Raw genomic sequence first — 18628 nt, 5'->3', positions numbered from 1 at the left:
AGCAAAGCGGGGAGCCGGAACCCCGGCTCCCCGCTTCACCACGATCAGCTACAACCCGACGTAGCCCCACACCCTTCACACGCGTAGCACGACCCCGCGGGCCGCATCTTCGTGCCGCACGTCATGCACAAAGGCGCGTCGGCGGCTTTGCCCAGGTGGAGTTCCATCAGTTCGGCCGTGGAGTGCGCGTCCGGGGTGGACGGTTCCTGAGCAGGGGCCGAAGGGGCCGACGCCGGGGAGGAGTCGACGCTGGTGCGCAGGGCCTCGAGGTCCATGCCGCCGTAGTTGGATTCCACTTCGGCCGAGCGTTCGTCGGCGGTGAAGATGCCGAGTTGCGAGCGCTTCTCGTAGGGCAGGTAGTCGAGGGCCAGCCGGCGGAACAGGTAGTCCATCACGCTGGTGGCGATGCGGATGTCCGGGTCGTCCGTCATGCCGGCGGGTTCGAAGCGCAGGTTGGAGAACTTCGAGACGTAGAACTCCAGCGGGATGCCGTGCTGGAGGCCGACGGAGATGGACATCGAGAAGGCGTCCATGACGCCCGCCAGCGTCGAGCCCTGCTTGCCGAGCTTGACGAAGATCTCGCCGAGGCCGTCGTCCGGGTAGGAGCCGGCGTGGAGGTAGCCCTCGGCGCCGCCGACGGTGAAGGAGACGGTCTGGCTCGGGCGCTTCTTCGGCAGGCGACGGCGCACCGGGCGGTACTCCACGACCTTCTCCGGCTCCGGCTCGGCTTCCTTCTTCTTCGCCGTGGACAGCGGCTGGCCGACCTTGCAGTTGTCGCGGTAGATCGCGAGCGCCTTGAGGCCCAGCTTCCAGCCCTGGAAGTAGATCTCCTCGACCTCTTCGACGGTCGCCGTCTCCGGCATGTTCACCGTCTTCGAGATCGCGCCCGACAGGAACGGCTGCACCGCGGCCATCATCCGCACGTGGCCCATCGGCGCGATGGAGCGCTCGCCCACCGCGCAGTCGAACACCTCGTAGTGCTCCGGACGCAGGCCCGGCGCGTCGACGACGTGGCCGTGCTGCGCCACGTACTCGACGATCGCCTCCACCTGCTCGTCCTGGTAGCCCAGCACCTTCAGCGCGCGCGGCACGGTCTGGTTCACGATCTGCATCGACCCGCCGCCGACGAGCTTCTTGAACTTCACCAGCGAGAAGTCCGGCTCGATGCCCGTGGTGTCGCAGTCCATCATGAAGCCGATGGTGCCGGTCGGCGCGAGCACCGAGGCCTGCGCGTTGCGCCAGCCGTGGCGCGAGCCGAGCTCGATGCCGCGCTGCCACTCCTCGGTGGCCAGCGCGCGGACGGCCGCGTCGTTGGAGTGGTACGTGCGGACCAGCTCGTTGGCCGCGGCGTGCTTGCGCATCACGCGCTGGTGCGCCTCGGCGTTGCGCGCGTAACCCTCGTACGCGCCCACGACCTTCGCCATCTCCGCCGAACGCCGGTACGACACCCCGGTCATCAGCGACGTGATCGCGCCGGCGAGCGCGCGGCCGCCTTCGGAGTCGTACGCGTGGCCCAGCGCCATCAGCAGAGCGCCCAGGTTGGCGTACCCGATGCCCAGCTGGCGGAACTTGCGCGTGGTGTCGGCGATCGGCTCGGTCGGGAAGTCGGCGAAGCAGATGGAGATGTCCATCGCCGTGATCACGAACTCCACGGCCTTCGCGAACAGCGGCGCGTCGAACGTGCCGTCCTCCGACACGAACTTCAGCAGGTTCAGCGACGCGAGGTTGCAGCTGGAGTTGTCGAGGTGCATGTACTCGCTGCACGGGTTCGACGCGCTGATGCGGCCGGACTCCGGGCAGGTGTGCCAGTCGTTGATCGTGCCGTCGTACTGCACGCCCGGGTCGGCGCACTCCCACGCGGCCTGCGCCATGGTGCGGAACAGCTTCTTCGCGTCGGTGCGCTCGATGACCTCGCCCGTGAGGCGGGCGCGCAGCCCGAACTCCGTGCCGTTCTCCACGGCCTGCATGAACTCGTCGGACACGCGCACGGAGTTGTTGGCGTTCTGGTACTGCACCGACGCGATGTCCGCGCCGGAGAGGTCCATGTCGAACCCGGCGTCGCGGAGGACCTTGATCTTCTCCTCTTCACGCGCCTTCGTCTGGATGAACTCCTCGATGTCGGGGTGGTCGACGTCGAGCACGACCATCTTCGCCGCGCGCCGCGTGGCGCCGCCGGACTTGATGGTGCCCGCGGACGCGTCGGCGCCGCGCATGAACGAGACCGGGCCGGACGCCGTGCCGCCAGAGGTGAGCAGCTCCTTCGAGGAGCGGATGCGGGAGAGGTTGAGGCCTGCGCCGGAGCCGCCCTTGAAGATCAGGCCCTCCTCGCGGTACCAGTTCAGGATCGACTCCATCGTGTCGTCGACCGACAGGATGAAGCACGCCGAGACCTGCTGCTTCGAGGACGTGCCGACGTTGAACCAGACCGGGGAGTTGAAGCTGAAGACCTGGTGCAGCAGCATCCAGGTGAGCTCGTGCTCGAAGATCTCCAGGTCGCCCGCGCCGGCGAAGTAACCGTGGTCCGCGGCGGCCTTCACGTACGTCTTCACCACGCGGTCGATGAGCTGCTTGAGGCTGCTCTCGCGCTGCGGGGAGCCGACGGCGCCGCGGAAGTACTTGCTGGTGACGATGTTGGTGGCGTTCACCGACCAGAACCCGGGGAACTCGACGCCCCGCTGCTCGAAGTTCACGCTGCCGTCGCGCCAGTTGGTCATCACGACGTCGCGCTGCTCCCACGCGACCTCGTCGTACGGGTGCACGCCTTCGGTCGTGAAGACCCGCTTGACGGACAGACCGCCACTGGCCTTTTTCTTGCTCCGGCCGGCGGCCGCCGCGCCGGTTCCCACGGTTTCGGTCATCGGGTCTCGTCCCTCGCTCCCGCGCGGCGCAGGCGACACTCAGTCGTCTCCGGCGCGCTCGCTTCCTTCTTCCGCGGCAGTCCCCGCCATGGCTTCCCGCAGGTCCGCGATCTCCTTCTCGAAGTCCTCGACCGAGGAGAACGAGCGGTAGACGCTGGCGAACCGGAGGTAGGCGACCCCGTCGAGCTCCCGCAAGGGACCGAGGATGGCCAGGCCGACCTCGTGGCTCGGGATCTCCGCCAGACCGGCGGAGCGGATCGACTCCTCCACGCGCTGCGCGAGCTTCTGCAGCGCGTCGTCGTCGACCGGCCGGCCCTGACAGGCCCGCCGCACGCCGTTGACGACCTTGTCCCGGCTGAACTGCTCGGTGACGCCGGACCGCTTGACGACGGCGAGCACCATCGTCTCCGACGTGGTGAAGCGCCGGCCGCACTGGGCGCACGAGCGCCGCCGCCGGATCGCCTGTCCTTCATCCACCTCTCGGGAGTCGACGACCCGAGAGTCCGCATGCCGGCAGAACGGGCACCTCATCCGCCGATCACCTTCCCCTCAACGCCGGCCGAGTCCATCCACGCCGGCCCCTGCCGCCACGCTACGGCCTGGACCACGACCACCCCGCACGGACCCGCGCCTGGTGATCGACTTGTGGACAACCGGTGGGTGAACACCGCCCAGCTGTGGACAACTGGTCTCCAGTCTACCCCTACCTGTGGACCAACTACAGCGGTGTAACTACCAGATGTAGGGGTTGACCATAGATCGCCCGGACGGCCCACGCAAGCGACACAAGCGGGTGAAGAAGGCACCGATTCGGGGTGCGATCGCACACATCCCGACGGTCACGAACCGAACCCGGCCACCTCCGACGCGACCGGCACGGTGAGCGGCAGACCCGGCACGAGGACGGCGTCGTCGAGGTGGTTGAGCTGTTTGATGCGCTCGACCACGGCGGCCTGGTCCGAGTCGGGGGCGAACCGGGCGGCGATCGCGGTCAGCGTGTCGCCCTGCTGCACGGACACCGACGCCGTGCGCGCGGGCACCGCGCCACCCGGCGTGCCGGACCCGAAAACACCCAGAACGGTGACCACCAGGCAGGCGGCGACGGCGATCGCGGCGAGCCACGGCCACCGCACGGCGGGCCGGCGCGGCTCGGCACACGTGGCCGGCACGACGCGATGCCCCGCGACCACCCGGGCGCGTGTCGGCGGCCGCAGCGGCTCGCCCCGGCGCTCGCGCGTGCCGCGAACGGGTGTCGTGGGACCGATCGGGGGACCCGAGGGAACCCGAGCCGGAGCGGCGGCCTGCCGGGCGGGCCGGAGCGGGCGGACGATCCCGCGGTCTGCCAGAATCGACATGGCGAACCTCCTTCTGACCTGCTGATCGGTTCGATCCGAGCCCGGTCCGGTGCTCTCACCGGCGACAATGCGGTTCAGGTCGAACAGGCGTTCTATCGAACGTCCGTGCGAAGGTCTACCACCCCGCACCGACAAAATCGAGAGGACACGGCGTGTCGATCGAACAGATGTTTGAAATCGTCACGCTCGGTGGGCTAACGTCGGTGACCAGGACATCTGCCGGGCAGATGTCGCCGGCGAGGGCACCCGCGTCCGCGGGAGCCGGCCGGCGCACGCGTTACCCGCGGGCCGCCGGCGAGGCGACCGTGAAACATCTGGGAGGCGACGCCCAGTGGGGAGAGGACACACAGTGGCGAAGGAGAGCAAGGCGGGCACCACGCCCGGTGGCTCGGGCAAGGTGACGGCCCTGCCCGAGGTCTACGACGTGGACGAGACGCTGACTGTGCGGCAACAGCAAGTGCTCGACGTGATCCGCACCTGGGTGGCCCGGTTCGGCTACCCGCCGAGCGTCCGCGAGATCGGCGAAGCCGTGGGGCTCACGTCGACCTCGTCGGTGTCCCACCAGCTGCGGGCGTTGCAGCGCAAGGGATACCTGCGCCGCGACGCGAACCGGCCGCGGGCCGTGGGCGTGCTCTCGACGACGGACGACAACCCGATGGGCATCGACATCGACCAGCAGCCGTCCATGCCGAAGGCGGCGTACGTGCCGCTGGTCGGCCGGATCGCGGCCGGTGGCCCGGTGCTGGCGGAGCAGGCGATCGAGGACGTGTTCCCGCTGCCGCGCGAGATCGTCGGCGAAGGTGAGCTCTTCCTGCTCAGCGTCACCGGCGACTCGATGGTCGACGCCGCCATCACCGACGGCGACTGGGTCGTGGTCCGCCAGCAGCCCGCCGCCGAGAACGGCGACATCGTGGCCGCCATGATCGACGGCGAGGCCACGGTGAAGACGTTCAAGCGCAAGGACGGCCACGTCTGGCTGATGCCGCACAACGAGGCCTACGAACCGATCCCCGGCGACGACGCCACCATCCTCGGCAAGGTCGTCGCGGTCCTCCGGCGCCTCTAGACCAGGAACCCCACCCACGCGGCCGCGGGCCGGCGACGAGGATGCCCGGCCTCGATCGTCCCCGCGCCGCGGGCGGGAGCGTCCCGGTGTCCGGTGTGGACGGTGCCGTACGGCCCGGCGGGTGCTGAGTGGCCCGTTGAGTGGTCTTGGCTTGTGGTCTTGCCGCTGTGTGCGCCACGCCCCGGTCGCCTCCCCGGAGCGGACCTCGGCGGCCAGGACGCAGCCAGCCAGGCCCAGCGACCAGGACTCACCGGCGTGGGTTCACCGCTGAAGCGTGCGGCCGTTCACCGACGCGAGTTCTGGCGGCGCAGGTTCATCAGCGTGGGTTCGCCACCCCGGGTTTCCTCAGCGCGAGTCGACCGGAGTCAGCCCGACAGGCCGCGGGGAACGCAGCTGAGCCGACCCGCATTCAGCGGCCCGGACCCAGCCGGTCAGACCTCCGCGGCGCTGAGGCCACCGGCGCGGGTTCACTGCTGCAGCGTGCGCCCGTTCACCCGCGCGAGTTCCGGCGGCGCAGGTTCATCAGCGTGGATTCGCCACCGCGGGTTCTTCAGCGCACAGAGTCAGTTCGACGGGCCAAAAGGCAAACGCAGCCGAGCCGGCCCGCGACGACCATGACCCAGTCGGGCAGCCCCACTGACCAGGCCCCAGCGGCTACGACTCAACGGCGCGGGCGGCGCCGAAGCCGGCTCAGCAGGAACCAGCCGATCAGCACCACGACCACCGCGATGCCCACCACCGGCAGCAGTGGCAGGCCGGACGAGTCGTCCGAGCCGCCGGTCGCGCCGGAGGCGGGGGGCTTGGCCGCCTCGCGTTGGGGTGCGGCGGCGCCCGCCACCAGGGCCGTCGCGTTTTTCACCGCGCGGATGGGCTGGCCGACGCCTTCGCTGCCCGACAGCAGGGTGCCGTCGGGTTCGAAGGCGAGGGCTTCGCCCTGCTTCTCGTTCGGCAGGGGGATCCGTGCGGGGTTGCGTTTGAGCGCCTCCAGCACGTCGCCGTCCGGGGCGGGGTACAGGTACGCGTCGGTGTAGGTGCGGAGGGCCACGACATGGCCGTCGGCGCTGGTGGCGCCGCCCGTGACCAGCACGGAGCCGAAGGCGCCCACCGGGCCGCCCACCGTGTCGGTGTCATGGATGGTCAGCGAACCGACCTTCTCCAACGCGGTCGGCCCGGGCGTGGCCAAGGGGCCCGTCGGCCGGTAGACGGCCGCGTCGCCCAGCACTTCCTTGGTGATCAGGTACGGCGTGCCCGAGCGGTCGAGCAGCAGGGCCTCGGTGTCGTGCGGCCCGTCGGGGTAGGTCAGGCGGTGCAGCGTCACGCTGCCGCCCGAAGGTTTCATCGCCATGAGCGCCACGGTCGTGCGCTTGTGGCTGTTGTCGCCGGTGTCCGAGAGCCACAGGGTGCCGTCGGCCGCGCGTGCGAGGTCCTCGACGTCGTACGGGTCGGTGCTCGCGGAGAGCACCTTCTGCACCTTGCACGAGTGGTCGAGGACGAAGACCTGCACCTTCGTGCCGCCGTCGTTGATCGCGTACCAGTGCTCGCCGTCGGAGACGAGGCCGGAGAGCTCCCCCAGCCGCGAGTCGGTGACCTTGCACAGCGATGAGGGCGCGGGTGGTGGCGCCGCCGCGGCAGCGGGCACAGCGCCCAGCACCAGCAAACCCGCCGTCACCGCGAGGACGACCCGCACCAGCTCACCTCCGTAGTGTGCGGCCCGGTCCGGCCGCACACTACGGAAGACGTTCAGAGCGCCGAGGAGTTGGTTTCGTACCGGCGCAAAGCCGCCGCGAGGTCCGGGTGGACCCGCACGAGCAGCCGCGTGCCGTCGGCCACGTGCTCCTCCTCGAGCACCTCGCCGTCCGCGTGGGCGCGGGCCACGAGCTCGCCACGCGAGTACGGGACCAGCGCCTCGACCACGACCTGCGGCCGCGGCAGGCGGTCGGCGAGCACCTCGGCCAGCTCCGGGATGCCCGCGCCGGTCCGGGCGGACACCAGCACGGAACCCGCCAGCTGGTGCCGCAGCCGGGCGAGCGTGACCTGGTCGGCCGCGTCGGCCTTGTTGATCACCAGCAGCTCGGGCGGCAGCGGCTCCTTGCGGGTGCGGGTGATCTCGCCGAGCACCTCGCGCACGGCGTTCACCTGCTCCTCGGGCGCCGGGTCGGCTCCGTCGACGACGTGCAGCAGCAGGTCGGCGTCGGCCGCCTCCTCCAGCGTCGAGCGGAACGCGTCCACCAGCTGGTGCGGCAGGTGCCGCACGAACCCGACGGTGTCGGTGAGGGTGAACGTGCGCCCGTCGGCCGTCTGGGCCCGGCGCGTGGTCGGGTCCAGGGTGGCGAACAGCGCGTCCTCCACCAGCACCCCCGCGCCGGTCAGCGCGTTGAGCAGGCTCGACTTGCCGGCGTTGGTGTAGCCGACGATCGCCACGCTGGGCACCTCGTTGGCCACGCGCCGGCCGCGCTTGGTCTCGCGGATCGTGTCCATCGACGCGATCTCGCGGCGCAGCTTCGCCACGCGCTTGTTGATCCGCCGCCGGTCGGTTTCCAGCTTCGTCTCACCGGGACCGCGCAGGCCCACACCGCCGTTGGCGCCACCGGCACGGCCACCGGCCTGCCGGGACAGCGACGCACCCCAACCGCGAAGCCGCGGGATGAGGTACTGCAGCTGGGCCAGCTCGACCTGCGCCTTGCCCTCCTTGGAGCGGGCGTGCTGCGCGAAGATGTCGAGGATCAGGGCGGTCCGGTCGATCACCTTGACCTTGACCTTCTCCTCCAGCTGGCGCAGCTGGCCGGGCGAGAGCTCGCCGTCGCAGATCACCGTGTCCGCGCCGGTCGCCACCACCACGTCACGCAGCTCCCGCACCTTGCCGGAGCCGACGTAGGTGGCCGGGTCGGGCTTCGTGCGCCGCTGGACGAGGCCCTCGAGCACCTCGGAACCGGCGGTCTCGGCCAGCCTCGCCAGCTCGGCGAGGGAGGCTTCCGACTGCTCGGCGGTGCCTTCGGTCCACACGCCGACCAGCACGACGCGCTCCAGCCGCAGCTGGCGGTATTCGACCTCGGTGACGTCTGTGAGTTCGGTCGACAGGCCTGCGACGCGGCGGAGCGAGGCGCGGTCCTCGAGCTCCATCTCCCCGGTCGACGGGTCGTCGTCGTACAGGTCTTCGTGTGTCAGTTCTGTCATCGTGCCTCCATGCTCCCACGATTCGGCGCGGGAGCCGAGTGATTACCTGCTGGGATAGACGGACAAATAGATCGCGGTCCGGTCGGCGCCGGGCCGGGCGGGCCGTTCACGGAACTCCTCGAGCAGCTGCGTGAGCCGGTCCTTGAACTCGGCGACCTCGGCGGGCGAGACCTGGAACACGAGCCGGCTGGCGTCGACCTCGGCGGGGTCGGCCTCCCCGATCTCGGCGAGGTAGGCCTCGAGCATGGCCTGGCCGACGGACGCGCCGGCCTCGCCGTTGTCGAGCTGCCAGGACAGGCCGGTGGACAGGTACGGGATCTCCTTGGCACCACGAGCGCCGCGGCGCTCCTCCTGCGGGGCGAGAAAACCCGTTTCCACCAGGCGCCGCACGTGGTGCAACGTGGTCGCCGGGTCGCGGCCGAGCCGCTCGGCCAGCTCCTTGTTGGTCATGGCCTCGAAGGAGGTCAACCGGATGATGCGCAGGCGTATTCCGGACGCGAGCGCGGCGGCCTCGGCCTCCGTCGAAGGGCGTCGTGGGGTCGGCACCCGCACAGCCTAGGCACGAGTAAGTGATTGACACTTTCCAATCACTCGTCGACACTCGATCGAGTGAACCGGGACTCCCTCTTCTTCCACGCCGACTTCCGGCGGCTCTTCACCGGCGACACGGCGAGCCAGCTCGGCACGTTCGTCGGCATCACGGCGATCCCGCTGCTGGCGGCGGTCACGCTGGCGGCGACGCCGTTCGAGATGGGCCTGCTGACGACGGCCGAGACGCTGGGGTTCCTGCTCATCGGCCTGCCGGCGGGCGTGTGGGTGGACCGGATGCGCAAGCGGCCCGTGATGCTCGCGGCCGACCTCACCCGGGCCCTGCTGATCCTGAGCATCCCGGTCGCGTGGTGGACCGGCGTGCTGACGATGCCGCAGCTGATCGGCGTCGTGCTGTTCGTAGGCATCGGCACGGTGTTCTTCGACGTGTCCTACCAGGCCTACCTGCCCGCGCTCGTGGGCCGCGACCGCCTGCTGGAGGGCAACGCGAAGCTGCAGGGCGTGCAGTCCTCGGCCCAGATCGCCGGGCCGAGCGCGGCGGGTGTGCTGGTGCAGTTCGTGGGCGCGGCCAGCACGGTGCTGGTCACCGGCCTCGGTTACCTCGCCTCCGCACTGTGCCTGTGGCGGATCCGCACGGTCGAGACGCTGCCCGAGAAGACCGGCCACGAACGCCTGCTGCCACAGATGCTCGAGGGCCTGAGGTTCGTGTTCACCGACAAGCCGCTGCGCGCCATCGTCGCGTGCACCGCCACCGCGAACCTCTTCGGCGCCGCCGCGCAGGCCGTGGAGGTGCTGTTCCTGACACGCACGGCCGGGCTGCCACCGGCGGCGGTCGGCGGGCTGCTGGCCGTCGGCGGCATCGGCGGGATCCTCGGCGCGCTGTTCTCGGGCCCGATCATCCGCCGCGTCGGGCAGGCGCGGTCGATCTGGCTGCTGCCGATGCTCGTGTGGCCCGGCAACCTGCTCGTGCCGCTGGCGGGACCCGGCTGGCGCGTGCCCCTCGCCGGCTTCGGCCTCGCGCTGGCCGGGTTCGGCGTGATCCTCTACAACGTCGCGCAGGTCTCCTACCGCCAGGCGATCACACCCGACCGCCTGCTCGGCCGGATGAACGCGAGCGTGCGGTTCATCGTGTGGGGCACGATGCCGCTCGGGGGCCTGCTGGGCGGCGCGCTCGGCGAAGGGCTCGGGCTGACCGGTGCCCTGTGGACGGCGGTGATCGGCCAGCTGGCCGCCGCGCTGTGGGTCGTCTGCTCGCCGCTGCGGCGCATGCGCGACCTGCCGGTGGGCGAGAAAGCGGTGGAGGCGCCCGCCTAGAGTTGGTTCATGAACGCATCCCCCCAGCCCAGCCCTCGTGTCCCGGACAAGGTCGGTGTCGACGGTCTGGAGGCCAAGTGGGTAGCGGTATGGGAGCGCGACGGCGTCCACCGCTTCGACCGCACGAAGCCGCGCGAGGCCGTCTACTCGATCGACACCCCGCCGCTCACGGCGAGTGGTTCGCTCCACATCGGCCACGTGTTCTCCTACACCCACACCGACGTCCTCGCGCGCTACCAGCGCATGCGCGGGCGTGAGGTGTTCTACCCGGTCGGCTGGGACGACAACGGCCTGCCCACCGAGCGCCGCGTGCAGAACCACTACGGCGTGCGCTGCGAGCCGGCCCTGCCCTACGACCCGTCGTTCACGCCGCCGGCCAAGCCCGGCAAGGACGTGATCCCGGTGTCGCGCCGCAACTTCGTGGAGCTGTGCCGCACGCTGTCCGAACAGGACGAGAAGGTCTTCGAGGACGTCTGGCGGCGCGTGGGCCTGTCGGTGGACTGGACGCTGGCGTACCAGACCATCGACCCGGCCACCACGGAGATCTCGCAGCGCGCCTTCCTGCGCAACCTCTCCCGAGAGGAGGCCTACCAGGCCGAGGCGCCGACGTTGTGGGACACCACGTTCCGCACCGCCGTCGCGCAGGCCGAGCTGGAGGACCGCGAGCGGCGCGGCGCGTACCACGACCTCGTGTTCCGCACCGGCGAAGGCGCCGAGGTGCTGATCTCGACCACGCGGCCCGAGCTGCTGCCCGCGTGCGTCGCGCTCGTGGCGCACCCGGACGACGAACGCTATCGCGACCTCGTCGGGAAAACGGTGCGCACGCCCGTGTTCGGCGTCGAGGTGCCGGTGCACGCGCACCACCTCGCCGATCCCGAGAAGGGCACCGGCATCGCGATGGTCTGCACCTTCGGCGACACCACCGACGTCACGTGGTGGCGCGCGCTGCGGCTGGAGACGCGCCCGGTGCTCGGGCGCGACGGCCGGTTCCTGCCCGAGCCGCCGCGGGGGGTGCCCGCCGAGGCGTACGCGCCGCTGGCCGGCAAGACCGTCCACACGGGACGCCAGCTGCTCGTCGAGGCGCTGCGGGCCGAGGGGTCGCTGCGCGGTGAGCCGCGGACGATCACGCACGCGGTGAAGTTCTACGAGAAGGGCGACCGGCCGCTCGAGATCGTCACGAGCCGCCAGTGGTACCTCACGAACGGCGGGCGCGACGAGAAGCTGTGCGCGAAGCTGATCGAGCGCGGCGGCGAGCTCAACTGGGTGCCGCCGCACATGGAGGTGCGCTACCGCGCCTGGGCCGAGGGCCTCACGAGCGACTGGCTGGTGAGCCGCCAGCGGTTCTTCGGCGTGCCCATCCCCGTCTGGTACCCCCTCGACGAGCACGGCGAGCCCGACCACGACGCCGTGCTGGTGCCCGCGGATGCGGCCCTGCCGGTGGACCCGACCACGGACGTGCCGCCCGGCTACACCGAGGACCAGCGTGGGAAACCGAACGGGTTCGCCGGCGAGGTGGACGTGATGGACACGTGGGCCACGTCGTCGCTCACGCCGCAGATCGCCGGGCGCTGGAGCCTCGACGACGACCTGTTCCGCCGCGTCTACCCGTACTCGCTGCGGCCGCAGGCGCACGAGATCATCCGCACCTGGCTGTTCTCCACGGCCGTGCGCTCGGAGCTGGAAGAGCACGTGCTGCCCTGGCGCGACGCGGTGATCTCCGGCTGGGTGCTCGACCCGGACCGCAAGAAGATGTCGAAGTCGAAGGACAACGTCGTCACGCCGGCCGCGCTGCTGGACCAGTTCGGGCCCGACGCCGTGCGCTACTGGGCGGCGAGCGCGCGGCCCGGCGTCGACACGGCCGAGGATCAGGGCCAGATGAAGGTCGGGCGGCGCCTGGCGACGAAGCTGCTCAACGTGAGCCGGTTCGTGCTCGGTCTCGGCCTGCCCACGCCCGGCGCGTCCGTGACGGAACCGCTGGACCGCTCGGTGCTCGCCGCGCTCGCGCGCGTGGTCACCGAGGCGACGGCGGCGTTCGAAAGCCTGGACCAGGCGCGGGCACTGCAGATCACGGAGACGTTCTTCTGGACGTTCTGCGACGACTACGTCGAGCTGGTCAAGGCCCGCGCGTACGGCGACCGCGGCGAGGCTGCGGCCGACTCGGCGCGCGCGGCGCTGACGACCGCGCTTTCGGTGCTGGTGCGGCTGTTCGCGCCGGTGCTGCCTTACACGGCCGAGGAGGTCTGGTCGTGGTGGCAGGAGGGTTCGGTGCACCGCGCGCCGTGGCCTTCGGCGCCGTCGATCGAGGGTGACCCCGCGCTGCTGCCGCTGGCCGGCTCGGTGATCGCGGCCGTGCGGCGGGCCAAGACGGACGCGAAGGTGTCGATGCGCTCGGCCGTGGAGACGCTCACGGTGAGCGCCTCCGACGACCTGCTGACCGGGTTCGCCGCGGTGTCGGACGACGTGCGGGCGGCCGGAGTGATCTCCGCGGTGACCACTCGTCCCGGTGACGGTGAGCTGGCCGTCGAGGTGACGGTGGGCTGAGCGCTCCCCCAATGTGGCGTTCGGTGCGTTGAACGCAACCAACGCCACATTGGGTGCGCTCAGCACAACCAACGCCGCATGGGGGTGCGTTACGCCCCGGCGGCGGCCCACCAGGCTTCGTCGAGCTCGCCGCGCGCGACGATCTCCGCCGGGCCGGTGAGGGTGGCCGCACCGCGTTCGACGGTGACGACCACACGGCCGCCGGGGATGTGCACAGTGGACTCGCCCGTGTCGGTGCCGGCGAGGTGCAGCGCGGCGGCGACCGCGGCCACCGTGCCGGTGCCGCACGAGCGCGTCTCCCCCACGCCCCGCTCGTGGACGCGCATGCGCAGCGCGCCCTGGCCGAGCAGGTTCACGAACTCGAGGTTCACGCCGGTCGGGAACACGTCGTGGTCGAAGTCGGGCTGCTCACGCAGGTCGAGGTCGGCGACGTCGTCGTCGAGCACCGACACCAGGTGCGGGTTGCCGACGTCCACGGCCACGCCGGAGAACGGGCTGCCGGCCACCACCGTGACCGAGGTGCCGGTGATCGTGGCCGGGCCCATGCCGACGGTCACGGAGCGGTCGGGGTGGACCACCACCGGCCGGTCGCCCGCGCGGGTGCCGACGGTGAAGTGGCCGTCGCCCGCCAGGCCGGCGTCGACGAGGTAGCGGGCGAACACGCGCACGCCGTTGCCGCACATCTCGGCGATGGAACCGTCGGCGTTGCGGTAGTCCATGAACCACTCGCCCTCGGACGCCTCACCCGCCGCGTTGGCGCGCACCACGCGCAGCACGCCGTCGGCGCCCAAGCCGCGCCGGCGGTCGCACAGGGCCGCCACGCGCTCCGCCGTGAGGTCGAGGCGGCCGGACGCGTCGGGCAGCAGCACGAAGTCGTTCTGCGTGCCGTGCCCCTTGAGAAACTCGATGCCGCCCATGGGGACAAGATTACTGGGCCAGGGCGTCGAGCACGCGCGCGGCCAGGTCGGGGGAAGCGCCGTCGAACCACCGGATCCGCTTGTCGCGGCGGAACCAGGAGCGCTGCCGCCGGACGAAGCGGCGGGTGGCCTGTGCGGTCGCGGCGGCGGCCGCGGCGAAGTCGCCTTCGCCGTCGAGCTCGGCGAGCACCTGCTGGTAGCCCAGCGCCCGCGACGCCGTTTTGCCGTCGCGCAGGCCGCGGGCTTCGAGCCGCCGCACCTCGTCGACGAGCCCGGCCTCGAACATCCGCTCCACCCGCAGGTCGACGCGCTCGTCGAGCTCGCCGGCGTCGCGGTCGATGCCGATCAGCACCGTGCCGTAGCGCGCGGGGCCGGGCTTGGGCAGGTTCGCGGAGAAGGGCTCTCCGGTCAGCTCCATGACCTCCAGGGCGCGCACGATCCGGCGGGTGTTCGTCGGCAGGATGGCGGCGGCCGCGACCGGGTCTTTTTCGGTCAGGCGCGCGTAGAGGACTGCCGTGCCGCGTTCGGTCGCTTCTTCGTCGAGCCGGGCCCGGACGCCCGCGTCGGTGCCGGGGAACTTCAGGTCGTCGAGCACGGCCTGCACGTAGAGGCCGGAGCCGCCGGTCAGGACGGGCACGCGACCGGCGGCGAGGAGGTCTTCGATCACGCGGCGAGCGTCGCGCTGGTAGGCCGCGACGGACGCGGTCTCGGTGACGTCGAGGACGTCGAGCAGGTGGTGGGGCACGCCGCGCCGCTCGGCTTCGGTGGCCTTGGCCGTGCCGAGGTCCATGCCGCGGTAGAGCTGGAGCGCGTCGGCGTTCACGACCTCGCCGCCGAGAGCGAGGGCCAGCTCCACGGCCAGCGCCGTCTTCCCGGTGGCCGTGGGACCGACGACAGCGACCGGACGAGGCGGCTGAGCAGGGCTGATCACGCTGGCCGAGGGTACCTGGACGGGGAGGACCGCCGACACGGAGCGTCAAGGAGAAGTAGGATCACTGGCTTCAGGTGGCTCATCCAGTACCACAGCAGGCGCTGAGCTGCTTGAATGCCGCTGGGGCCCCATGCCCCCGGAAGCACCACCGCGTAACCCGGCCCCGCAGCACGCGGGGCGCCCGCACCAGCGGGCGTACAGGCGATAAGGAGCCTGCGATGGCCCAGGAGAACACGTCCAGCGGCACCCCGGCACCGCACCCCGTGCCCCACGCGCCCGGCGGCGCCCAGACCGCACCCCCGGTTCCGGCCGCCGAGCCCAGCCCGTCCACCTGGGGCCGGGTCGACGCCGAGGGCACAGTTTTCGTCTTCACGGCCGACGGCGAACGCGCGGTCGGGGTCTGGCAGGCGGGCACGCCCGACGAAGGACTGGTGCACTACGCCCGCCGCTTCGACGACGTGCGCACCGAGGTCGAGCTGCTGGAGACCCGGCTGAGCTCGGGCGTCGGCGACCCGAAGCACGCGCTGTCGAACGCCACGCAGATCCGCGACGGGCTGGCCGAGTCGGCGGTGGTCGGTGACCTCGCCGCGCTGGCCGCGCGCGTCGAGTACGTGATCGCCGCCGCCGAGAAGGCGCTGGGCAAGGTCAAGCAGGAGCGCGAGGAGGCCCGCGCGGCCGCCGTTTCGCGCAAGCAGGAGCTGGCCGAGGAAGCCGAGAAGATCGCCGCCGACTCGACCCAGTGGAAGGTCGCGGGCGACCGGCTGCGCACGATCCTGGACGAGTGGAAGACGGTCAAGGGCGTCGACCGCAAGACCGACGACGAGCTGTGGAAGCGGTTCTCCAAGGCCCGCGAGGCGTTCAACCGCCGCCGCGGCTCGCACTTCGCGGAGCTGGACAAGCAGCGCGCGAGCGCCAAGCACCGCAAGGAAGAGCTCATCGCCGAGGCCGAGTCGCTGGCCGAGTCCGACGACTGGGGCGCCACCGCCGGCCGCTACAAGGAGCTCATGGCCGAGTGGCGCGCCGCGGGCCGCGCACCCAAGGACAGCGACGAGGCCCTGTGGCAGCGCTTCCGCGCGGCCCAGGACGCCTTCTTCGCCCGCCGCTCCGCCGTGTTCACCGAACGCGACGCCGAGTTCGCCGGCAACGCCGCCCGCAAGGAAGAGCTGCTGGTCGAGGCCGAGAAGATCGACGTCGCCGCCAACCTCGACGCCGCCAAGTCCGCGCTGCGCCGCATCCAGGAACAGTGGGACGAGATCGGCAAGGTCCCCCGCGAACGCATCCGCGAGCTCGACGGCCGCCTCAAGGCCGTCCAGGACGCCGTCAAGTCCGCCGAGGACAGCCGCTGGCGCCGCACCGACCCGGAGGCCCAGGCCCGCGCCGCCCAGTTCCGCGAGCGCGTCGAACAGTTCGAGTCGCAGGCCGCCAAGGCCCGCGCCGCGGGCGACGAGCGCCGCGCTCGCAAGGCCGATGAGCAGGCGGCCCAGTGGCGCGAGTGGATGGAAGCGGCGGAGGCCGCGGTGGCGGATCGCTGATTGTTTCCGGAGAGGGCCGCTCCTCGGGTTTCGCCCGGGGAGCGGCCTTTTTCGATCGTTCGGGTTGTTGGTGGTCGCAACGGGTGATCAGCTGACCGGCTCGGTACTCGCGGTGGGCTGGCCTGCTCGCTACGCGTGTGGCGTGGGTGCTCGCGTCGGCTGAAGGAATGAAGGGTCCCTTCACGACCGCCCAGGGGGACCCCCGGTTTCCATTCTCTCACTCCGGCACGACGAAAATCGCACCACGAGCAGCGCGACGGGGACCGCCGCGCCGTCGGATCAAGGCGCGGCGAGGCTTCCCCCGGTTCTCAAGCGCGCGAGAAAGCCGTCCGCATCCACATCGTCGCCAGGACGATCGTGGCGATCCACGCGACGATCATGCCGATTCCCGGGCCGCCGCCGGTGGCGCCGTTGGCGTGGGCCGACTGTTGGGACCACACGGACAGCAGGCCGTCCACCGAGGCGAACCAGCCGCCGGCGGCGCAGCACCAGGCGACCCACCAGCGGCGCGTCGCCACACCCACTGCGCCGGCGAGGACGCCGATGCCCGTGGACGTCGCGGCGAACAGTTGCGGGATGCCGCCGCCGGCGCCCTGCAGCACCTGGTAGCCCGCGTGGTCGCCGACCCAGGGCAGGAACTGCGCCACGAGCAGCACGACGATGAACACGGCGATGTAGAAGCCGCGACGGCCCAGCTCCACCGTGCGAGACGCGCGCGCTCCCGCCTGGTCGATCTGATCGGTCAGCTCCTCGTCGACCTCGGCCGGCGTTCCTGGCTCGCTCACAGCGCACACCCACTCACCGGGGCCGGCTCGACGGCCGGGGCTCCGAAGCCCGGCAGTCCCAGCGTGACCCCGCTCGTCTTGGGCCGAAGACCCGCTTCGGCGTTGTCGCCCGCTCGCGTGCGGCGGTGCGTCAGGAGGTCGCCGTCGGCGACCAGGTGGTGCGGGGCGCCGTAGGTGATCACCGTCTCGACGACGTCGCCCGGGCGCACCCCACGGTCCACAACGGACCCGGCGGGGGTGAAGTGCACGAGCCGGCCGTCGCGGGCGCGGCCGCTCATGCGGTGCGTCTCGGCGTCCTTGCGGCCCTCGCCCGCGGCCACGAGCAGCTCGACCTTGGTCCCGACCAGCTTCTTGTTCTCCGCCCAGGAGATCTCGTTCTGCAGCTCGACCAGCCGGTCGTAACGCTCCTGCACGACCTCCTTCGGCAGCTGGCCGTCCATCGTCGCGGCCCTCGTGCCGGGGCGCTTCGAGTACTGGAACGTGAACGCGCTGGAGAACCGCGCCTCGCGCACCACGTCGAGCGTCGCCTGGAAGTCCTCTTCGGTCTCGCCGGGGAAGCCGACGATGATGTCCGTGGTGATCGCCGCGTCGGGCATCGCCGAGCGGACCTCGTCGAGGATCTTCAGGTAACGCCCGGAGCGGTACGAGCGCCGCATCTCGCGCAGCACCCGGTCCGAACCCGACTGCAGCGGCATGTGCAGCTGGTGGCACACGTTCGCGGTGTCGGCCATGGCGTCGATCACGTCGGACGTGAACGCCGCGGGGTGCGGCGAGGTGAACCGCACACGCTCCAGGCCGGTGATCCCGCCGGTCGCGCGCAGCAGCTTGCCGAACGCCAGGCGGTCGCCGAACTCGACGCCGTAGGAGTTCACGTTCTGCCCCAGCAGCGTCACCTCGAGCACGCCCTCGGCCACGAGCGCCTCGACCTCGGCGAGGATCTCGCCCGGGCGGCGGTCGCGTTCCTTGCCCCGCAACGACGGCACGATGCAGAACGTGCAGGTGTTGTTGCACCCCACCGAAACCGACACCCAGCTCGCGTACGACGACTCGCGGCGCGCGGGCAGCGTGGAGGGGAACGTCTCGAGCGACTCGAGGATCTCCACCTCGGCCTCGGCGTTGTGCCGCGCGCGCTCCAGCAGCGTCGGCAGCGCGCCGATGTTGTGCGTCCCGAACACGACGTCGACCCACGGGGCGCGCTTGACGATCTCCCCGCGGTCCTTCTGCGCCAGGCAGCCGCCCACGGCGATCTGCATGTCCGGGTTGGCGACCTTGTCCGGGCGCAGGTGGCCCAAGGTGCCGTACAGCTTGTTGTCCGCGTTCTCCCGCACGGCGCAGGTGTTGAACACGACCAGGTCCGGCTTCGCCTCCGCGCTCGCGGGGACGTACCCGGCCTCCTCGAGCTGACCGGCGAGCCGTTCCGAGTCGTGCACGTTCATCTGGCAGCCGAAGGTGCGGATCTGGAAGGTCTTGCGATTCTCGGTCATCAGGTAGCCAGGGTAACCCCCGCCGACCTCGGCTAAGCCGCCGCCCACCTGGTTGAACGCGGTCCCGGCCGGATCTCGCTCGGCTCGTCCCGCGCGCGGTTTTTGTCGGTGTGCACTGCGAT

General features: G+C 71.2%; 14 protein-coding genes. 4 read left to right on the top strand and 10 right to left on the bottom strand.

Translation table 11 applies throughout. The features are described 5' to 3' along the window. Window positions 1–44: 44 nt before the first annotated feature. The 3 genes from ACQPXB_RS12625 to ACQPXB_RS12615 all read right to left on the bottom strand — a co-directional run bounded on the left by ACQPXB_RS12625 (window position 45) and on the right by ACQPXB_RS12615 (window position 4213). On the bottom strand, window positions 45–2858 hold the full coding sequence (locus ACQPXB_RS12625; RefSeq protein WP_432851648.1) for a vitamin B12-dependent ribonucleotide reductase: 2814 nt from the start codon (window positions 2856–2858) through the stop codon (window positions 45–47). A gap of 39 nt (window positions 2859–2897) precedes the next feature. After that, complete coding sequence (gene nrdR, locus ACQPXB_RS12620; RefSeq protein WP_220238112.1) at window positions 2898–3389, bottom strand: transcriptional regulator NrdR; 492 nt, start codon at window positions 3387–3389, stop codon at window positions 2898–2900. 308 nt (window positions 3390–3697) lie between these two features. Continuing rightward, window positions 3698–4213, bottom strand: coding sequence for a LysM peptidoglycan-binding domain-containing protein (locus ACQPXB_RS12615; RefSeq protein WP_366583777.1), 516 nt, complete (start codon window positions 4211–4213; stop codon window positions 3698–3700). Window positions 4214–4562: 349 nt separating this feature from the next. Here ACQPXB_RS12615 and lexA point away from each other — a divergent pair, with 349 nt between their 5' ends. Beyond that, entirely contained in the window at window positions 4563–5279 is a 717-nt protein-coding gene (lexA, locus tag ACQPXB_RS12610) for a transcriptional repressor LexA (RefSeq protein ID WP_364046754.1), read from the top strand. Window positions 5280–5940: 661 nt separating this feature from the next. Here lexA and ACQPXB_RS12605 read toward each other — a convergent pair. The 3 genes from ACQPXB_RS12605 to ACQPXB_RS12595 are packed head-to-tail and all read right to left on the bottom strand — an operon-like array spanning window position 5941 to window position 8999. Further along, window positions 5941–6966, bottom strand: coding sequence for a hypothetical protein (locus ACQPXB_RS12605; protein WP_432851645.1), 1026 nt, complete (start codon window positions 6964–6966; stop codon window positions 5941–5943). A gap of 53 nt (window positions 6967–7019) precedes the next feature. Next, entirely contained in the window at window positions 7020–8453 is a 1434-nt protein-coding gene (hflX, locus tag ACQPXB_RS12600; protein ID WP_366583775.1) for a GTPase HflX, read from the bottom strand. A 42-nt stretch (window positions 8454–8495) separates the two neighbouring features. Then, window positions 8496–8999 (bottom strand): winged helix-turn-helix domain-containing protein, encoded by a 504-nt coding sequence (locus ACQPXB_RS12595; RefSeq protein ID WP_366583774.1) that lies wholly within the window; start codon window positions 8997–8999, stop codon window positions 8496–8498. 63 nt (window positions 9000–9062) lie between these two features. On the opposite strand from ACQPXB_RS12595, the gene ACQPXB_RS12590 reads away from it, so the two are divergent. Together ACQPXB_RS12590 and valS are read left to right on the top strand one after the other, a co-directional pair. Next, on the top strand, window positions 9063–10316 hold the full coding sequence (locus ACQPXB_RS12590) for an MFS transporter (protein WP_366583773.1): 1254 nt from the start codon (window positions 9063–9065) through the stop codon (window positions 10314–10316). A 9-nt stretch (window positions 10317–10325) separates the two neighbouring features. Beyond that, window positions 10326–12857 carry a valine--tRNA ligase gene (gene valS / locus ACQPXB_RS12585; RefSeq protein ID WP_432851642.1) on the top strand — a complete coding sequence of 844 codons (2532 nt, stop codon included), beginning with the start codon at window positions 10326–10328 and terminating at the stop codon, window positions 12855–12857. 89 nt (window positions 12858–12946) lie between these two features. On the opposite strand, the gene dapF is transcribed toward valS, so the two are convergent. Continuing rightward, window positions 12947–13774, bottom strand: coding sequence for a diaminopimelate epimerase (gene dapF / locus ACQPXB_RS12580; protein ID WP_432851640.1), 828 nt, complete (start codon window positions 13772–13774; stop codon window positions 12947–12949). A 10-nt stretch (window positions 13775–13784) separates the two neighbouring features. Next, entirely contained in the window at window positions 13785–14705 is a 921-nt protein-coding gene (miaA, locus tag ACQPXB_RS12575; RefSeq protein ID WP_432851638.1) for a tRNA (adenosine(37)-N6)-dimethylallyltransferase MiaA, read from the bottom strand. 218 nt (window positions 14706–14923) lie between these two features. Between miaA and ACQPXB_RS12570 the strand changes: the two genes are divergently transcribed. Continuing rightward, the gene (locus tag ACQPXB_RS12570; protein WP_366583769.1) at window positions 14924–16237 is read left to right on the top strand and encodes a DUF349 domain-containing protein; all 1314 of its coding nucleotides are present in this window, start codon (window positions 14924–14926) and stop codon (window positions 16235–16237) included. Between the two features lie 308 nt (window positions 16238–16545). Here ACQPXB_RS12570 and ACQPXB_RS12565 read toward each other — a convergent pair whose 3' ends face one another. Next, window positions 16546–17022, bottom strand: coding sequence for an Rv2732c family membrane protein (locus ACQPXB_RS12565; RefSeq protein ID WP_366583768.1), 477 nt, complete (start codon window positions 17020–17022; stop codon window positions 16546–16548). Beyond that, window positions 17019–18506 carry a tRNA (N6-isopentenyl adenosine(37)-C2)-methylthiotransferase MiaB gene (gene miaB / locus ACQPXB_RS12560; protein ID WP_432851636.1) on the bottom strand — a complete coding sequence of 496 codons (1488 nt, stop codon included), beginning with the start codon at window positions 18504–18506 and terminating at the stop codon, window positions 17019–17021. Before miaB ends, ACQPXB_RS12565 begins: the two co-directional genes overlap by 4 nt. Window positions 18507–18628 lie beyond the last annotated feature (122 nt).

It is taken from the genome of Amycolatopsis sp. CA-161197, assembly GCF_050942255.1.
Classification (GTDB): Bacteria; Actinomycetota; Actinomycetes; order Mycobacteriales; family Pseudonocardiaceae; genus Amycolatopsis.
Note: the sequence above shows the minus strand (reverse complement) of the source record. Positions and strands in the feature narration are given on the sequence as shown.